The organism is Acinetobacter sp. RIT698, from assembly GCF_009668065.1.
Lineage (GTDB): Bacteria > Pseudomonadota > Gammaproteobacteria > Pseudomonadales > Moraxellaceae > Acinetobacter > Acinetobacter guillouiae.
In genome coordinates, this window is the sequence record NZ_WJYH01000004.1 from 72,264 (window position 1) to 90,083 (window position 17,820).

Sequence of the window (17,820 nt, forward strand, 5' to 3'; positions counted from 1 at the left end):
CTGTGGAAAATATAGTCGCCATTATATAGAAGAAACCTTATTATTGATAATAATAATTATTATCAATAATAAGTAGAAAAAATATTCAATATTTTGATAAAACAAAATCAGAGGTATGAACATGAGTGAACAACAAGGGCATGATCATAGTCATGCTGTCGTCACAGAAGGAAATGTAAAAAAACTAACCTTTGCATTGGCGTTAACCAGTACCTTTCTAATTGTTGAAGTGATTGCGGGTTTCATGACGCAAAGCTTGGCTTTATTGTCCGATGCAGCACATATGTTTACTGATGCAGCAGCATTGGCAATTGCATTGGTTGCCATCAAAATTGGTAAATTACCCGCAGATGATAAACGGACCTTTGGCTATCAGCGTTTTGAAATTTTAGCAGCGCTGTTTAATGCCATGATGCTGTTTGTGGTTGCAATTTATATTCTCTATGAGGCGTATCAGCGCTTTAGCCAACCCCCTGAAATTCAGAGTGTCGGTATGATGGTTGTGGCGGTTATTGGGTTGGTGATTAACCTCATTTCAATGAAGATTTTATTCTCCAGTTCAAAGGAAAGCCTCAATATAAAAGGTGCTTATCTGGAAGTGTTAAGTGATGCACTGGGTTCTGTGGGGGTGATCATCGGGGGCGCAATTATTTATTTCACCGGCTGGATGTGGGTGGATACGATTATTGCTGTACTCATTGGCTTTTGGGTCTTACCAAGAACATGGGTTCTGCTAAAACAAAGTATCAATATCTTACTGGAAGGTGTGCCTGAGGAAATTGATATTGAAAAATTACGTAATGATCTTTTATCGGTTAAAGGTGTAGAAAGTATTCATCAACTTAAGGTTTGGGCCATTACATCTAAAAATGTGCATCTGACAGTACATTTATTTGCACCAGAAGCGGATCGGAATCAACTGTATCAACAGGTCATGGAAATGCTCAGCCATCAACATGGGATTACTGAGATGACGCTACAAATTGAAGACAATGAGTGTATGGTGCATTCGCATGAATCAGATGGGCATGATCACAGTAATGCTGATGATGACACACATACAGATGAAGCAAAAAACCATTCACATTAAGGTGAATGGTTTGATTTGAACATGAGGCAAAGCTGAAGGATTAGATTTGCCACTCATGATTGCAGTCACGGCACTTCCAGCTTTTATTGGCTTGCATAAATGATTGCATTGATATTTTAAAATCAGGCAGATCACGCCAAAACATTACCCCTGCAATCACAGCTGCAATGAAGACCACGACTGTTGCAATTTGCAATGTTTGACCTGCACCGTTGCTGAAAATCCACATCACAATACTAATGACGACCAGTAACAACAAAATAAACAGTAACGGAATCAAAAATACCAAGCTTTTTGGAACAACAGGACGTACAGCAGGCGTATTTCCATGGGTAACAGGCAAGATTTTTCGACTTTGGCACTTTGGACATTGGTATTGCATGGTGGCTCCACATTTATAATCTAAGCATATTCTAATCGTTCTATTTTAGAATGCAAAAAAGACTGAATTGCAGCTTAAAAGCAAAATTTAGGCAATAAAAAACCCAAGTCATTGTGCTTGGGTTTTTTACAAAGATGTCGCCATCTTGAATATGGCGTCCCTACGGGGATTCGAACCCCGGTTACCGCCGTGAAAGGGCGATGTCCTAGGCCTCTAGACGATAGGGACAAGTGAGGCAACACAGGTAAAACTTTTGGTGGAGTCAAGGAGGATCGAACTCCTGACCTCTACAATGCCATTGTAGCGCTCTACCAACTGAGCTATAACCCCCAGTCTGTGTGAGCGCAATATTAGGGATATTGCGCTCACACGTCAACAGAAAATTTAATTAAGCTTCATCAACTGCATCATTTTTCGGCAATTTGATGCTTTCGTTCAGTTTTTCCCAAACTTTTGCTTCTTTTTTGCTCGGGCCACCCACAATTTCAAGTGCATGACGTAAACGGGCAAAGGTTAAATCCGGGCCAATGGTGACCATCGATTGCATCACAGGAGTAGATGATGTTGAACCAGCAATTGCGATAAAGAATGCTGGCATGAAATCACGGAGTTTGATTTCCATTTGATTCGCTAAATCCATCAATGTTTGGCTCACAGTATCGTTGTTCCAGGTAAACAAGCTTTCTAAACGCCAAATTGCAAATTGTAAGCTTTGACGAACTTGTTCTTCAGTCAACTTTTTGCTGTCAAATTGCTCTTTGGTCAATGTTGGGAATTGATTGAAGTAAAAACCAGCCCAATTTACTGCTTCAGACAGTAAGTTAATACGTGGTTGAATGGCCGCAGCAATATCTTCTAAGGTTTGGCGATCAGATTTCCAAGCCAAAAGTGTATTTAACAGTTCAGCAGGGCTGAGTGCTTTGATCCATTGTCCATTGAGCCAGTTTAGTTTTTCAACATCAAAAATTGGACCACCCAAAGACACACGTTGAATATCAAAGTGTTCAATCATTTCAGCCAAAGAGAATTTTTCTCTTTCATCTGGCATTGACCAACCCATACGGCCTAAATAGTTTAGTAAGGCTTCAGGCAGCACACCGATGTCTTTATAGTAGTTGATTGAGGTTGGATTTTTACGTTTAGACAATTTTGACTTGTCTGGGTTACGCAACAATGGCATATGGCACAATGTTGGCATGTCCCAACCAAAATATTGGTAGAGCAACTGGTGTTTTGGTGCAGATGGAATCCATTCTTCACCACGAATCACATGGGTGATTTCCATTAAATGGTCATCGACTACATTGGCTAAATGATAAGTTGGCAAACCATCTGTTTTGAGTAGAATTTGCATGTCGACTTGCGCCCAAGGAATCTCCACTTCACCACGAAGTAAGTCATTGAATTGGCAAACGCCTTCTTCAGGGACTTTCATACGGATCACATGGGCTTCACCCGCAGCCAAACGCTGTTGTACCTCTTCTGGGGAAAGTTTTAGGCCACGACCGTCATAACCAGAGGTTTCACCACGGGCTTGTTGTTCAGCACGCATTTGATCAAGCTCTTCCGCCGTTGCGAAACAGTAAAAGGCATGACCTTTTTCAACAAGTTCTAAAGCATATTGTTTATAGATTCCCATTCGCTCAGATTGGCGATAAGGAGCATGAGGTCCGCCGATATCAGGCCCTTCTGACCAATTTAAACCTAACCAACGCAGCGAATCTAAAATCATTTTTTCAGATTCAGGGGTTGAACGGAGTTGGTCGGTATCTTCAATACGAAGAATAAATTCGCCACCATGTTGTTGTGCAAAGCATAAATTAAACAAGGCGATATAGGCAGTGCCTACATGCGGAAAACCAGTTGGAGAGGGTGCAATACGAGTACGGACTTTCATAACTAAATATTATTCAGAATGTAAATTGAAACTATTATAACGAAAAAGCCCAACTGCTTAAGGGTTAATTCACCAATAAACGATTGGGCTTCTAAATTCTTTTGAGGAGCGTAGAATTTATTTTTCTAAATCAAATTTTTACAAAGTATGCGGTTGGAATAAAGCTTGTACAAAACAAGAAAATTTTTGATGTTGTTCAGCTAAAAAGTTTTGTGAGGCTGTGGTTTTAATCGACGTTAAAACTTTAAGCTGATCTTTATCTGAGATCAGTTTATTCTCGCCACGCTTTTGTTGATTGAGCGCTTTTTCAATCGGTGATTGTTTATCTACCACAACAATTAATGATTGTATTGGCTTGGTCGTATCTTTAATTGCAGCAGTATGGCCTGTTTGTGCCATCACTGTGAGTCCTAGACTTAAGCCCAAGATCTTTAAATAAGAATCATTCATTCCATCGGCTCCCCTTGACGGTCAAATTTTTGTTCTTGAACATGTTTATTGTAGCAAAACAACTTACAAAAAGCATAACTACGTCACATTTTTTAATAATACTACACAAAAAATGTTTAAAAAACAATCATTGAAACGAAATGTAATATTTTAATTGATAACATATAAATGTGGATGAATCGTGAAGAATTCAAGTTTAGGTTAATTTGTGTAAAAAATATACTCAATAATTTACATGAGTAATACACATTTTTAGATATCTTAAATTATGAATAAGATAGTTTAAATATTTATAAGTAATTGATTGTTAAATTAAAACAATAAAAATATAGTGCTTCTAAATCATTAGAAACCGAGAAAGAAATGAAAAAACTACTGCTTTTAAGTGCGATCAGTTTAATCGTCACAGGGAATGCCTATGCAGCGAAAGAATTTTTAAATGTATCTTACGATCCTACCCGTGAATTTTATCAAGAATATAACAAGAGTTTTGGTCAATTTTGGAAATCAAAAACAGGCCAAGATATTGAATTTAAGCAGTCTCATGGTGGTTCTGGTAAGCAAGCACGCTCAGTGGTAGATGGTTTGCAAGCAGATGTGGTGACACTGGCTTTGGCTAATGATATTGATGAAATTGTCAATGCGGGTCTGATTGAAAAAGGCTGGCAAAAAGAATTTCCGAATAATTCTGCACCCTACACATCTACCGTTGTTTTTTTAGTACGTAAGGGCAATCCCAAAGCAATTAAAGATTGGAATGATTTGGTAAAACCTGGGGTTGAAATTATCACACCAAACCCTAAAACAGGCGGTGCGCCGCGTTGGATTTATTTATCAGCGTGGGGCTATGCATTAAAACAACCAGGTGGTAATGATGCAAAAGCGCGTGAATTAGTCAAACAAATATATAAAAATGTCAAAGTGTTAGATTCAGGCGCACGTGGCTCGCTCACAACATTTGCGGATCGTGGTATTGGCGATGTTTTGTTGTCTTGGGAAAATGAAGCAATTTTGGCGACGTCTGGTCCAGATAAAGATAAATATCAAATTATTTATCCATCCATTTCAATCCTAGCTGAGCCTTCAGTCGCAATCGTCGATAAAGTGGTTGATAAAGATGGTAATCGTAATTTAGCGAAAGGCTATTTAAATTATCTTTATTCACCTGTAGGGCAGGACTTGGCAGCAAAATATAATTTCCGTCCGCGTAATGCCAAAGCTGCGGGCAAATATGCGGCAAAATTTCCAAAAATTAAACTCTTTACCATAGATCAAGTTTTTGGTGGTTGGGCAAAAGCGCAAAAAACCCATTTTGCCAATGGGGGAATTTACGATCAATTTACCGCTGAAAAGTAATTTGAATCAAATACAAACAAGTCCTCTTTGATCAAAGGGGGCTTTTTTTAGCCTTATACTTTTGTGATGAAAATAAATAAAACAGACAAAATATAAACCACAGCGATGTTGAGCGCTTTCATCAATTAAAACAATAGATTGATTTTTAATCTGTGCTGAGTTTGCTGGTATTTCGCTTTTTGATTGAAGTTTATTCGCTTATTTCATATATTTAGAATAATTTTAGCGATGTTAGCACTCATAATATGAAAACTAATTTTAAAGCACTGATGAGTGCTGTGGTTATTGCGACGGGATTAACTGTTGCAACGACAGCAAGTTATGCTGCTGACCGTGAATTTTTAAATGTGTCTTATGATGCAACGCGTGAGTTTTATGATGAGTTTAATAAATCATTTGGTGCTTACTGGAAATCTCGTACAGGCAAGACTGTTGATTTTAAACAATCGCATGGTGGTTCGGGAAAACAAGCGCGTGCCGTGGTTGATGGCTTAAAAGGTGATGTAGTGACCTTAGCTTTGGCCAATGATATCAACGAAATTGTGAAATCAGGTCAAATTAATCCAGGTTGGGAAAAAGAATTTCCAAATAACTCAGCACCGTATACGTCTACCGTTGTGTTTTTAGTACGCAAAGGCAATCCCAAAGGTATCAAGGATTGGACAGATTTGACCAAACCTGGTGTACAAATCATTACCCCTAATCCTAAAACAGGCGGTTTACCACGCTGGATCTATCTCTCAGCTTGGGGCTATGCACTTAAACAACCGGGTGGTAATGATGCTAAAGCACGTGAGTTTGTTTCTAAGATGTACCATAACGTAAAAGTTATGGATCCAGCTGCACGTGCATCGATGACCACATTTGCTGAACGTGGGATTGGTGATGTTTTACTGACTTGGGAAAATGAAGCCATGGTGAGTAAGAAAGCATCTGGCAATAAATTTGATATTGTCTATCCATCGATGTCAATTTTGACTGAACCGTCAGTGGCAATTGTTGATAAAACAGTAGAGAAGAATGGCAATAAATGGTTAGCAACGGGTTATATTAACTATTTGTATTCTCCAATAGGTCAAGATATGGCAGCACGTCATTTCTATCGCCCGCGCAATGCAAAAATCTTAGCTAAATATTCCAACCAATTCCCTGTACTGAAAACATTTACCATTGATGAAGTCTTTGGTGGTTGGGCAAAAGCACAGCAGACGCACTTTGCCAATGGCGGTGTTTTCGATCAGATTTATAATAGCAAGCGCTGAGCATCCACTATTTTGATTGAAAAAACCTCCTTTTTAGGAGGTTTTTTCAATCTGTTATGAATCAGTTAGACTAATATCAAAGTGAGTAATCAATTTAAACTATGGATATTACGCTAAGGCTTGCGACTGAAAATGATATTGAGGTTATTTTTGATATACGAACGTCAGTCAAAGAAAACCATTTGTCAAAACAACAACTGACTGAACTGGGTATCACTGAGTCGGTCATATTGGATTTAATTCAAAATACTTCGACTGTCTGGCTTGCAGAGGTGCAGCATCAAGTGTGTGGTTTTTCGATCGTAGATTTAACCGACGGCAGCGTATTTGCCATGTTTGTCCACCCTGATTTTGAAGCCAAAGGTGTCGGAACTGTACTTTTGAAAAAAGCAGAAGATTTATTATTTGAATCTTTTCAAGAAATTTGCTTGGAAACCGATCACAAAAGTCGTGCTTTTGAATTTTATCTCCGACAAGGTTGGCGTGTTTCAGCGTATTTTGACAATGGTGATGTAAAAATGCTCAAGACACGATAACGCTTTATCGCAGGATGGATGAGCTATTTTTTGTACTGAACTTTTATAAAAAGCACTTTAAAACGGTTTTCTCTATAAAAAGTAATATTTCCCTACAAAAAGTCGTTTGGAGCTTTGGCAAAACAAGGTAATAATGTGCAGTTACTTTTTTTGCTTAAACTGAAACCATAATTATGTCTCATATTTCTGTATTACTACATGAAACTGTCGATGCTTTACTTGCAGATCGCAATACAGGAATTTACGTGGATGGGACATTTGGACGTGGTGGACACACCCGTTTATTGTTGTCTAAATTAGATGAATATTCAAAAGTTTATGCTTTTGATAAAGATCCACAAGCGTTAGAAGTGGCATATCAGTTAGAAAAAGAAGATCCTCGTTTTAAAATTATTCATGCCAGTTTTGCAGATTTACAACAAGAATTAAATCAATTAGATATTTATCAAGTCGATGGGATTATGGCAGATTTAGGGGTGTCATCACCACAGCTAGATCAAGCAGATCGTGGTTTTAGTTTTATGAAAGATGGACCACTTGATATGCGTATGGATAATTCTCAAGGACAAACAGCCGCAGATTGGCTAGTGGATGTAGACGAAGAACATTTGGCCAATGTGATTTTTCAATATGGTGAGGAACGTTATAGTCGTCGTATTGCACGTGCGATCAAGCAAGCAGGTTATATTGAAACCACGGGAAAATTAGCGGAAATTGTGAAAGTTGCGCATCCAAAGTGGGAAAAGAATAAACATGCTGCGACACGAACGTTCCAAGCTATTCGTATTGAAATTAATAAAGAACTCGATGATGTACATACCTTTTTACCTCAAGCCGTAGATTTGTTAAAATCAAATGCACGTTTGGCCGTCATTAGTTTCCATTCACTTGAAGACCGGATTATTAAACAATTTATTCAAAAAGAATCAACGTTACCAGAAGATAATGGTTGGGGATTGCCTCAAAAAGTACAAGATACTCGTCGACTGAAAAAAGTTGACAGAATTCGTGCCAGTGAGGAAGAAGTCAAAGCCAATCCTCGTTCACGTAGTGCTTGGCTTCGAGTTGCAGAACGCTTAGAACAAAAAGGCGCAGAATGAAACAAGAAATTATAGAAGAATCAAGTCATAAGCTGGCAATAAAAAAAGCGATTGTTTATGGCGTATTGGTTGTCGCAGTGTTGATCAGTGCCTTTATGGTGGTGTTGCAAGTCTTTGCTTATCGTCATGATTTTCGTGATTTAAATAGTTATATGCGTGAACGTGAAGATATCAATGCGGAATGGGGACGCTTGCTCATTGAACAACAAACATTTGGTGCAACTGCGCAAATAGGAACACGCGCAGTAACACAATTGAGAATGTATTCACCGCCAGCTGCGCAAACAGTTGTCATTTCATTACCAACTGAATCAGAGCAGAAGAAGTAAGGCATCTGTATGGCAGATAAGCAAACTAAACCGACTCGGCAGCCACGTAAAAAGCAGCCTTCCATTACCCAGAAAAGTACTGTATCGATAGATATGTGGCGCTTCTATTTAATGTGGGGTGTGGTGCTTTTATGTTTTGTCGGCTTGGTCGGACGTGCATTTTATGTGCAAGTGATTAATAAAGACTTTTTACAAAATAAAGCCAATGCCAATATTCTACGTTCTGAAACATTAAAAGCCATGCGTGGTGTGATTAGTGATCGTCATGGCGTGCCTTTGGCAATCAGTTCTCCAATCATGAAAGTGGTGATTGATCCGCGCGAATATTTTGAGACTAAAAAACAGTTTGATACCATTACGGCTGAATTACAGAAGACACCTAACAGTCGTAAACTCAAACGCCAATTGCCTGATGAAAATTTAAATTTAGATGAATTGGCAGATGCGGTCGGTCTTGATCGTGCAGACTTAAAAAAACGTTTAAATGAACGTCCACGTTCTCGTTATTTGGTACTTAAAAAAGAAGTTCCGCCACCACAAGCAGATTTTATTACCCAACATAAATTTGCTGGCGTTTATGCCGAGAAAACCTATAAACGTTATTATCCTCAGCCGCAACCCAATGCGCAAATTATTGGTCTCACCAATAGTGAAGGGACGGGGATTGAAGGTTTAGAGATGCAGTTAAACTCCCGTCTGGCTGGTGAAGATGGTGAGCAAAAGATTTCTCGTGATAAACATGGTAATCGTATTACCACCCCTGAAGTTGTAAAAGAAGTGAAAGCAGGGGAGAACATCACCTTAAGTATCGACTCACGTTTGCAATATATTATGTATCGTGAGTTGACTGCGGTGGGTGTTGCCAATAATGCACGTTCTGCTTCCGCAATTGCTGTGGATGTAAAAACGGGCGAAATTCTGGCTATGGCGAGTTGGCCTTCTTATAACCCCAACGATAAAAATGGCTTAAGTAATAAAGATGCCATGCGTAACCGTGGTGCAATTGACATGTTTGAACCGGGTTCAACCATGAAACCTTTTACCATTGCAGCGGGTTTGGAAAGTGGCAAATATACCCCAAACTCGGTGATTAGTACCAGCCCAGGTTCGATGCGTTTAGGTTCACATACCATTCGTGATACGCATAACTATGGTTCGTTGACCGTCACTGGTGTGATTATCAAGTCCTCGAACGTCGGTTCGGCAAAAATTGCTTTGTCTTTACCAAAAGAAACCTTGCCAAGTTTCTTTAGAAAGGTCGGTTTTGGTCAGCGTTCGGCGGTTAAATTCCCTGGTGAGAGTGGAGGTTTAGTGCTTCCACCTGAAAAGTTAAATTCTTCGCAAATTGGTACAATGGCTTATGGCTATGGTTTAAATGCGACGATTTTACAGTTGGCGCAAGGCTATGCGATGTTGGCCAATCATGGTGTGGAATATCCTTTAAGTCTCTATAAATTAAACGATCAGCCCAAAGGCAAACAGGTTTTAGCGCCTAAAATTGCTGATGAAGTTTTGTTGATGTTAGAGCAAGTTACGATGCCTGGTGGTACTGCAAAACAAGCCAATATTCCTGGTTATCGCGTGGGTGGTAAAACAGGTACAGCACACAAGTTACGTCCTGACCATAGAGGCTATTCGAATACTGAATACCGTGCTTTATTTGCCGGTGTGGCGCCGATTAGTGATCCTCGTTTGGCGGTTATTGTTGTAGTCGAAAATCCGCGTGGACAATACTATGGTGGTTTGGTTGCAGCTCCAGTGTTTGCTCGAATTATGCAAGAATCTTTACGTTTAATGAATGTGCCTTTAGATAAACCTCTTGAAACGGCTAAGGCCAAGCCATAGGTAAACCATAATGATTAATTTTCAAGATATTTATAAAGTTGATAATACAAAGGCTTGGATGTCTGAGTCATTTAATGGCTTTTCTTTAGATAGTCGTTATATACAACAAGGGCAAATTTTTATTGCTTTGACCAGTTATTCGCAACCAGAAAAAACGGCACAATTCGCTCAAATCGCTTTAGACAAAGGCGCATTGGCCATTATTAGTGAAACAGATTTAGGTTTTGAATTTGCATTGATCTGCCCAGATGTTCGTCAGTTGATGGGACAATGGCAAAAACAATATTTACAAGCGACATCCCCTGTAAAAGCTGCGCGAATTCTTGCAGTCACGGGAACCAATGGTAAAACTACGATTTCACGCCTCATTGCAGAATTACTGGCATTACAAAATAAAAAATGTGCAGTGATGGGAACTACGGGGAACGGGATTTTACCAAACCTAGAAGCGTCTTCGCATACCACTTTAGATGCATTACATTTACAAAATCTTTTGCATGATTTTGCTATGCAAGGTGCCGAATTCGCTTCAATTGAGGCAAGTTCTCATGGTTTGGAACAAGGTCGTTTAAATGGTTGTGATATTGAGATTGCTGCATATAGTAATCTGAGTCGAGATCATTTGGATTATCACGGGACGCTTGAAGCCTATGCTGAAGCGAAAGCTTTGCTGTTTAAATTTGCTGCGTTAAAAGTTGCAGTGATTAACATAGATGATGCGCATGCAGATCTGATGATGAATGCGGCAAGCAGTAATCTGTCACATCCGAAAGTATTGACTTATTCAACCTCTAAAGCGGCTGATTACCAAGTATTTGGAATTAAATATAGCCTAGATGGGGCAACATTCCATCTCAAAACAGCCAAAGCTGAATTTACCGTGAATAGCCCATTGCTGGGGCATTTTAATATTGAAAATTTGGTGGCCAGTTTAATTGTTGCTGAACAAGCAGGTTTTGATTTAAAACAACTTATCGCAACCGTACCTAATTTGAAAGGTGCACCAGGACGTATGCAGGTGATTCGTGATCAGGATCGTCTGTTTGTGGTGGATTATGCACATACACCAGATGCTTTAACTCAGGTTTTAAAAACCTTAAAACGTCATGTTGAAAATCAGCTTTGGGCCGTCTTTGGTTGTGGTGGTGATCGTGATCGCGGTAAACGTCCATTGATGACCAAAGCAGCTTTGGAACAAGCCAATCCTGTGATGATCACTTCAGATAATCCGCGTACAGAAAATCCTGAGCAAATTTTTGCCGATATGAAGCATGAAATTGATTTTAGCCAGCATGAGGTTCACGAAATTCGTGATCGCCGTGAAGCAATCAAATATGCAGTAAAACTTGCCCAATCAGGTGATATTGTTGTGATTGCTGGAAAAGGGCATGAAAATTATCAAGAAATTGATGGTGTTCGTCATTGGTTTGACGATGTCGTTGAAGTGCAATCGGCAATAGACGCACAACACCATAAACCCAATTCAGCTTATCCAGCTCATTAGGAATAAGAGATGCACACCTCTACCACCAGTACTGTGCCTTTGGAGCCATGGTCAGCAGCACAACTTGCTGAAGCAACTCAAGGTTATTGGTATTTAGATCAAGCACCACAAGGTGAAATTAAACGTATTTTGACTGATTCACGTCATGCTGAATTAGGTGATGCTTTTTTGGCGCTCAAAGGTGAGCGTTTTGATGCACATGATTTTGTTGCCCAAGTGGCTGCGAATGGCTGCCAAATTGCCATCGTGAGCCATCCTGTTGATGTAAATATCTGTCAACTTGTCGTGGCAGATACACGTTTGGCATTGGGGCATTTAGGCGCGTATCGTCGTGCTCAACATCCACAATTAAAAGTGATTGCACTTACAGGCAGTAGTGGCAAGACCACCACCAAAGAGATGTTGGGGAGTATTCTTTCACGTTTAGCCCCGACCTTGATTACACGTGGCAATTTAAATAATGATCTTGGTGTGCCAATGATGCTATTGGAGCTGCGTTCAGAGCATCAATATGCGGTGATGGAACTTGGTGCAAGCCATCAAGGTGAAATTGATTACACCTCAAATCTTGTACAGCCACATGTTGCTGGTATTTTAAATATTGGAACTGCGCATTTAGGCGAATTTGGTGGACGTGATGGAATTTGCCGTGCCAAATCTGAAATTTACCGTCATATTGATCAAGCTGGAACAGCAATTGTTCCTGCTCAGGATGATTTTACCGATACGATTCGCCAAGTGGTAGACACTGAGCAAGTGTTAAGTTTTGGACAGGGTGGCGAGGTCTTTGCAACAGATGTTCAGTTATACGCACAGTCTGCAATCTTTACCCTTAATACGCCTCAAGGTGCAAGAACCGTCAATCTTCCTTTTGCAGGTGAACATAATGTCCATAATGCAGAAGCAGCGGCAGCATTTGCCTTAGCGATTGGTGTTGGTTTAGACGATATTGTGATCGGCTTGGAGTCGGCACAAGGTGCAAAAGGGCGTTTGAATTTTATTCATAAGCACAAGCATTTATTTATTGATGATACCTATAATGCCAACCCGACTTCAATGCGTGCAGCAGCTGAAGTACTTGCGCAACAGCAAGGGATCAAAGTGATGGTGATTGGCGATATTGGTGAACTAGGCGATACTGCTGCGCAGCAACACTATATGTTGGGTCGTGATCTGGTTTCAGTGGATGGGATTCAATTTGTTGTTGCAGTAGGTGAGTTTGCTCCTGCTACACAAGAAGGTGCGCGAAGCACTCAATATGGTAAAAAATTACAAGCTTTTCTTAGCCAAGAACAAGCTTTACCTTTATTGTTAAGTTTAATTGCAACACATCAACCACAGTCCATGAGTTTCCTGTTTAAAGGTTCTCGCTATACCCATATGGAAACGTTGATGGCTGATTTGATGGAGAAAGTTTAATGCTGTATTGGTTATTTCAACACTTGGCGGGTTATGAGAACGCGTTCCAAGTTGTTCGATACTTATCGTTACGAGCATTGCTCAGTGTATTGACTGCACTTGCGATTGGTTGGGCCTTGGGACCAGTAATGATCCGTAAATTACAAGCGCTCAAATATGGTCAGGCTGTCAGTTCATATGCACCTGAAAATCATGCCAAAAAAATGGGTACACCGACAATGGGCGGGATTTTAATTCTGCTTTCGATCGGGATCAGTACCTTGCTTTGGGCAGATTTATCCAATCCTTATGTATGGATTGTCTTGGCTGTTATGGTGATCTTTGGTGCTGTAGGTTGGGCGGATGATTGGATTAAAGTCCGTTATAAAGACAATGCGGGTTTACCTGCCAAGAAGAAATTCTTTTGGACTTCGGTTGGCTCTTTGGGGGCGGGTATTGCGTTGTATATCATTGCAACTCAGCAAGACAGCCCCGTACATACAGCGAATATGCTGGATTTGTTGATACCATTTTTTAAAAATCTGAGTATTCCATTGTCTTCAATTCCATTGGGTATTGGCTTCATTATTTTTACCTATCTGGTAATCAATGGTGGGTCAAATGCAGTGAATTTGACCGATGGGTTAGATGGTCTGGCGATCATGCCGATTGTTTTGGTTGCCGCAGGTTTAGGTGTTTTTGCATACTTGGCAGGTGATATACGCTTTGCCAATTATTTACATATTCCCTATGTAAAATATACCTCTGAGCTGGTGATTATTTGTGCTGCAATGATTGGAGCGGGTTTAGCATTTCTTTGGTATAACGCGCATCCAGCCCAAGTCTTTATGGGAGATGTCGGTGCATTATCATTGGGTGCAATGCTGGGCACTATCGCGGTAATGGTTCGTCAAGAGATCGTCTTTGCAATTATGGGCGGGGTCTTTGTAGTAGAAGCAATCTCGGTATTCTTACAAATCGGATCATTACGTATGCGCAATAAACGTGTATTTCTTATGGCACCGTTGCACCATCATTATGAGAAAAAAGGCTGGCGTGAGACTCAAGTGGTGATCCGTTTTTGGATTATCACAATTATGCTGGTAGTTTTAGGTCTAATGACATTAAAATTACGTTAAGCCAAAGTGATTTGAAAAGTCGGCATTTGCCGGCTTTTTTTATGGCCTAAAAATATCTTTTGGAGAATACGATGAATTTGTTGATGTGCCCTGTATGTCGTGAGGCATTGAGCCTATCGGATCGGACTTGGCGCTGTGTAAATAATCATAGTTATGATGTGGCAAAACAAGGCTATGTAAATTTACATGTAGTACAACATAAGCATAGTAAAAATCCAGGGGATACGCCTGAATCTGTACAAGCACGACGTGGATTTTTAAGTGGTGGATTTTATGCACCTTTACAGCAAGCCGTGGTTGAGAAAATTCGTGAGTTACAGGTTAAAAACCTGCTGGATATCGGCTGTGGTGAAGGCTACTATACCGATGCAATGCAACATCAAGTGATGCAATGTATTGGGGTTGATATTGCAAAAAATGCGGTTCAAGTTGCTGCAAAACTCAATAAAGATGTAACATGGATTGTGGGAACAGGAGCGACTCTACCTGTTTTGGATCATTCGATTGATTTGTGTACCAGCTTATTTAGCCCGATCCCAGAAGAAGAAATACTCCGAGTACTTATGCCGAAGGCTTATTTGATGGTGGTAACACCTGCACCAGAGCATTTATATGGGATGCGTCAGGGCTTGTTTGATGAAGTTAAAGCCCATGAACCGCAAAAGTTTGTCACGCAATTACAGGCATCTTTTGAATTAATAGAGCAGCCGATTATCGAAACGACGTTTGAGCTGGATCAAGCACAACTCAAAAACCTGATTGCGATGACTCCTTACGCTTATAAAGCAAAACCTGAAAAGCGGTTAGTTTTGGAAGCACAAGTTAAAACGATGTTAAAGGCAGCCTTTCAAATTTATATTTTTCAGAAAAAATAATAAAAAACTAAGCCATAAAAAAATGCCATCAATTGATGGCATTTTTTATTTGAGAAACTAATTATTGAACTTCATTAATCAAATTCTCAAGAGAATCACTTTCTCGTTTTGCACTGCCTTGATTCATTGCAGGCGGTGTTACTTTGTTCGGTTTGAGCGGTTGATCTGAACCTTCATCAGGTAAGTCTTCAAAGTCATTTGATGAATTACGTGATGGTGTAACAGGTGCAGGTTTAAAGATTGGACGGGCTAAAGGCGGTGATGAACCATTGCCTTCATTTTGAGTAGCACCTTCAACTTGTGTCTGATTACGTTCTTCACGAGAGATTGGTGCTTTGGCATTTTTATCAAAATGTACCCAAGCAGATGGCGTGTCTTTTAAGGCTTTACCCATAAAGCCTGTCCAAACTGGAAGCGCTGCGATCCCACCATATTCACGACGACCAAGTGTTGAAGGCTGGTCAAAACCGACCCAAGCAATCGCAACTAATTTGCCGTTGAAGCCAGCAAACCACGCATCTTTAGCATCGTTGGTTGTCCCTGTTTTACCACCAATGTCATCGCGACCAATTTTAAGTGCTGCACGACCAGTACCATGCACAATCACATCACGAAGAATATTTGCCATATCAAAAGCCGATTGTGATTTTAAAATCCGTTGTGCTTGACGATATTTACTTTGTTCTTCTTTGCTTAGTGGGGTTTGAACCTCATCCACTGTAAGGTTTGCACCTTCAATCACTTCATCATCAGGGGTGATGGCTTGGGTATCGACTACCGTCTCTTTTTGATTGATACATGGAATACACGCATATTCAGGCGCTGCTTCATAAATGGTTTTGCCATAAGCATCTTCAATACGGCTGATGAAATGCGGTTGAATGCGATATCCACCATTGGCAATTGCGGCATAGCCAGTTGCCATTTGAACTGGAAGTACTTGTGGGGTACCGAGCGCAATCGTGAAGTTACGTGGGATTTGATCTTCTTGTAGGCCAAAATCCATCAATAATTGGCGCGCACGTTCTACGCCTACGCTTTGTAATAAACGTACAGATACCGTATTACGAGATAAGTACAACGCACGACGCAAAGGAATCATACCCAAATAACGACCATCTGAGTTTCTTGGTGACCAACGACCAATCGTAATAGGGCTGTCATTGACCATGGTATAAGGGGTCATACCGCGTTCAAGCGCCAGTGCATAGACGAATGGCTTAATGGTTGAACCTGGTTGACGCCAACCTTGTATTGCGCGGTTAAATTTAGATTGGTAAAAGTTGTATCCACCCACCACAGCTTCAATTGAACCATCATTCGGGTTGATTGCAATGAGTTGACCTTGTGCTTTCGGTGTTTGAACCAATGACCACGCGGTTTTATTTTCATTGGGACGTAAGCGAATAATATCTTTAACACTTACAATCTGCGAAGCGCGGCTTGGTGCCCCACCAACTGCATTGGCATTGATATATTTTCTTGCCCAAGACATACCTGACCAAGGCACAGTCACTGTTGAACCATCTTGCATTTTGGCATCAAAACTATTGCTGCCTACCTTGATGACTTCAGCAGGGTAGGTATTGGCATAAGCAATGAATTCTTTTAAAGGTTTATCATGTGCTTCAGCACCACGCCATCCATGACGACGATCATAATCTTCCAAGCCTTTTTGTACTGCATCTTCTGCATATTGTTGGCGTTTGCTGTTGACCGTTGTATAAACTTTATAACCCGAATCAATTGCTTGTTCACCAAACTTTTCAACCAATTCTGAGCGAACCATTTCACCTACATAGGGAAATCGATTACTTAAGCCGCGATCAGGCATACTCAGATTAATCGGCTCAGCGACAGCTTTTTCGTATTCTGCTTGTTTAAGATAGCCAAGTTGTAACATGCGGCCAAGAATCCAGTTGCGACGTTCTAATGCGCGTTCAGGATTCACTACAGGATTGTATTTTGATGGTGCTTTGGGTAAGCCCGCAATCATCGCCATTTGTGCGACACTGAGTTGATCTAAGCTTTTGTCATAATAAATTTTTGCAGCAGCAGCAATACCATAAGCATTTTTACCCAAAAATATTTTATTGACATATAAAGATAAAATTTCTTCTTTCGATAGATTTTGTTCTATTTTACGTGCCAAAAAAACTTCGGTAAGTTTGCGCTTAAGTGTTCGTTCAGGTGATAAATAATAATTTTTAGCCACCTGCATGGTAATTGTTGAGCCACCTGTTTGTACATTTGATCCAGTGACACTTTCACTCACTGCACGCCCTAAGCCTTTAAAGCTAATCCCGCTATGTTCGAAGAACGATGAATCTTCAGCAGCAAGGAAGGCATGAATGAAATGCGGTGGGATCTGCTTGTACTCAACAGGCACCGAAAGCTTGCCACCATATTCAGCGATCAGCTGATTATCTGCTGAATAAACTTGCAAAGGTTTAAGCAATGGCGCCTTTTTTAAAGAGCTCATTTCTGGTAGTGATGGGGCAATATATAGATACATTCCATAAAAGCCCATCGGAATTGCGACTAAAATAATGATAATCAGCAAAAAAAAGGGATGAATATAACCTGAACAAGATAGCTTTTTCATAACAAGTAAGTTTTAATAATAGCTAATGGCAAACTAATTGCGTTCAGTATAG

The 17,820-nt window shown here is 40.2% G+C and carries 15 protein-coding genes and 2 tRNA genes; 11 read left to right on the forward strand and 6 right to left on the reverse strand.

Translation table 11 applies throughout. The annotated features are described in order from the left end of the window. Positions 1 to 121: 121 nt before the first annotated feature. Positions 122 to 1,090, forward strand: a complete 969-nt coding sequence (locus tag GJV03_RS02935) for a cation diffusion facilitator family transporter (protein WP_105713824.1) — start codon at positions 122 to 124, stop codon at positions 1,088 to 1,090. Between the two features lie 40 nt (positions 1,091 to 1,130). Here the strand turns inward: GJV03_RS02935 and GJV03_RS02940 are convergent, their stop codons facing one another. The 5 genes from GJV03_RS02940 to GJV03_RS02960 form a co-directional block, all read right to left on the reverse strand. Next, the gene (locus GJV03_RS02940) at positions 1,131 to 1,472 is read right to left on the reverse strand and encodes a hypothetical protein (RefSeq protein WP_004725393.1); all 342 of its coding nucleotides are present in this window, start codon (positions 1,470 to 1,472) and stop codon (positions 1,131 to 1,133) included. A gap of 152 nt (positions 1,473 to 1,624) precedes the next feature. Beyond that, positions 1,625 to 1,700 (reverse strand) — tRNA-Glu (locus tag GJV03_RS02945). 26 nt (positions 1,701 to 1,726) lie between these two features. Next, positions 1,727 to 1,802 (reverse strand) — tRNA-Ala (locus GJV03_RS02950). Positions 1,803 to 1,860: 58 nt separating this feature from the next. Then, positions 1,861 to 3,369 carry a glutamate--tRNA ligase gene (gene gltX, locus GJV03_RS02955; RefSeq protein WP_151956394.1) on the reverse strand — a complete coding sequence of 503 codons (1,509 nt, stop codon included), beginning with the start codon at positions 3,367 to 3,369 and terminating at the stop codon, positions 1,861 to 1,863. Between the two features lie 138 nt (positions 3,370 to 3,507). Further along, entirely contained in the window at positions 3,508 to 3,819 is a 312-nt protein-coding gene (locus GJV03_RS02960; RefSeq protein ID WP_056517508.1) for a hypothetical protein, read from the reverse strand. A gap of 363 nt (positions 3,820 to 4,182) precedes the next feature. On the opposite strand from GJV03_RS02960, the gene GJV03_RS02965 reads away from it, so the two are divergent. From GJV03_RS02965 to GJV03_RS03010, 10 genes are all read left to right on the forward strand, one after another. After that, positions 4,183 to 5,175 (forward strand): sulfate ABC transporter substrate-binding protein, encoded by a 993-nt coding sequence (locus GJV03_RS02965; RefSeq protein WP_004725400.1) that lies wholly within the window; start codon positions 4,183 to 4,185, stop codon positions 5,173 to 5,175. Positions 5,176 to 5,420: 245 nt separating this feature from the next. Beyond that, positions 5,421 to 6,437: a sulfate ABC transporter substrate-binding protein gene (locus GJV03_RS02970; protein WP_154129426.1), complete on the forward strand. Its 1,017-nt coding sequence runs from the start codon at positions 5,421 to 5,423 to the stop codon at positions 6,435 to 6,437. A 101-nt stretch (positions 6,438 to 6,538) separates the two neighbouring features. After that, positions 6,539 to 6,973, forward strand: a complete 435-nt coding sequence (locus GJV03_RS02975) for a GNAT family N-acetyltransferase (protein ID WP_154129427.1) — start codon at positions 6,539 to 6,541, stop codon at positions 6,971 to 6,973. A gap of 173 nt (positions 6,974 to 7,146) precedes the next feature. After that, complete coding sequence (gene rsmH, locus GJV03_RS02980; protein WP_154129428.1) at positions 7,147 to 8,073, forward strand: 16S rRNA (cytosine(1402)-N(4))-methyltransferase RsmH; 927 nt, start codon at positions 7,147 to 7,149, stop codon at positions 8,071 to 8,073. Then, a complete protein-coding gene (gene ftsL, locus GJV03_RS02985; protein WP_004725407.1) occupies positions 8,070 to 8,402 on the forward strand; it encodes a cell division protein FtsL in 333 nt (110 codons plus the stop codon). The genes rsmH and ftsL overlap by 4 nt, the downstream gene beginning before the upstream one ends. A gap of 9 nt (positions 8,403 to 8,411) precedes the next feature. Next, complete coding sequence (gene ftsI, locus GJV03_RS02990; RefSeq protein ID WP_004816649.1) at positions 8,412 to 10,247, forward strand: penicillin-binding protein PBP3; 1,836 nt, start codon at positions 8,412 to 8,414, stop codon at positions 10,245 to 10,247. Positions 10,248 to 10,254: 7 nt separating this feature from the next. Next, a complete protein-coding gene (locus GJV03_RS02995; protein WP_354666828.1) occupies positions 10,255 to 11,751 on the forward strand; it encodes a UDP-N-acetylmuramoyl-L-alanyl-D-glutamate--2,6-diaminopimelate ligase in 1,497 nt (498 codons plus the stop codon). A 9-nt stretch (positions 11,752 to 11,760) separates the two neighbouring features. Further along, positions 11,761 to 13,170, forward strand: a complete 1,410-nt coding sequence (gene murF / locus GJV03_RS03000) for a UDP-N-acetylmuramoyl-tripeptide--D-alanyl-D-alanine ligase (RefSeq protein ID WP_154129430.1) — start codon at positions 11,761 to 11,763, stop codon at positions 13,168 to 13,170. Then, entirely contained in the window at positions 13,170 to 14,288 is a 1,119-nt protein-coding gene (mraY, locus tag GJV03_RS03005) for a phospho-N-acetylmuramoyl-pentapeptide-transferase (protein WP_004725416.1), read from the forward strand. The genes murF and mraY overlap by 1 nt, the downstream gene beginning before the upstream one ends. Positions 14,289 to 14,359: 71 nt before the next feature. After that, positions 14,360 to 15,163 carry a putative RNA methyltransferase gene (locus GJV03_RS03010; protein ID WP_154129431.1) on the forward strand — a complete coding sequence of 268 codons (804 nt, stop codon included), beginning with the start codon at positions 14,360 to 14,362 and terminating at the stop codon, positions 15,161 to 15,163. A 61-nt stretch (positions 15,164 to 15,224) separates the two neighbouring features. Here the strand turns inward: GJV03_RS03010 and ponA are convergent, their stop codons facing one another. Then, complete coding sequence (gene ponA / locus GJV03_RS03015) at positions 15,225 to 17,768, reverse strand: penicillin-binding protein PBP1a (protein ID WP_154129432.1); 2,544 nt, start codon at positions 17,766 to 17,768, stop codon at positions 15,225 to 15,227. Positions 17,769 to 17,820: the final 52 nt, after the last annotated feature.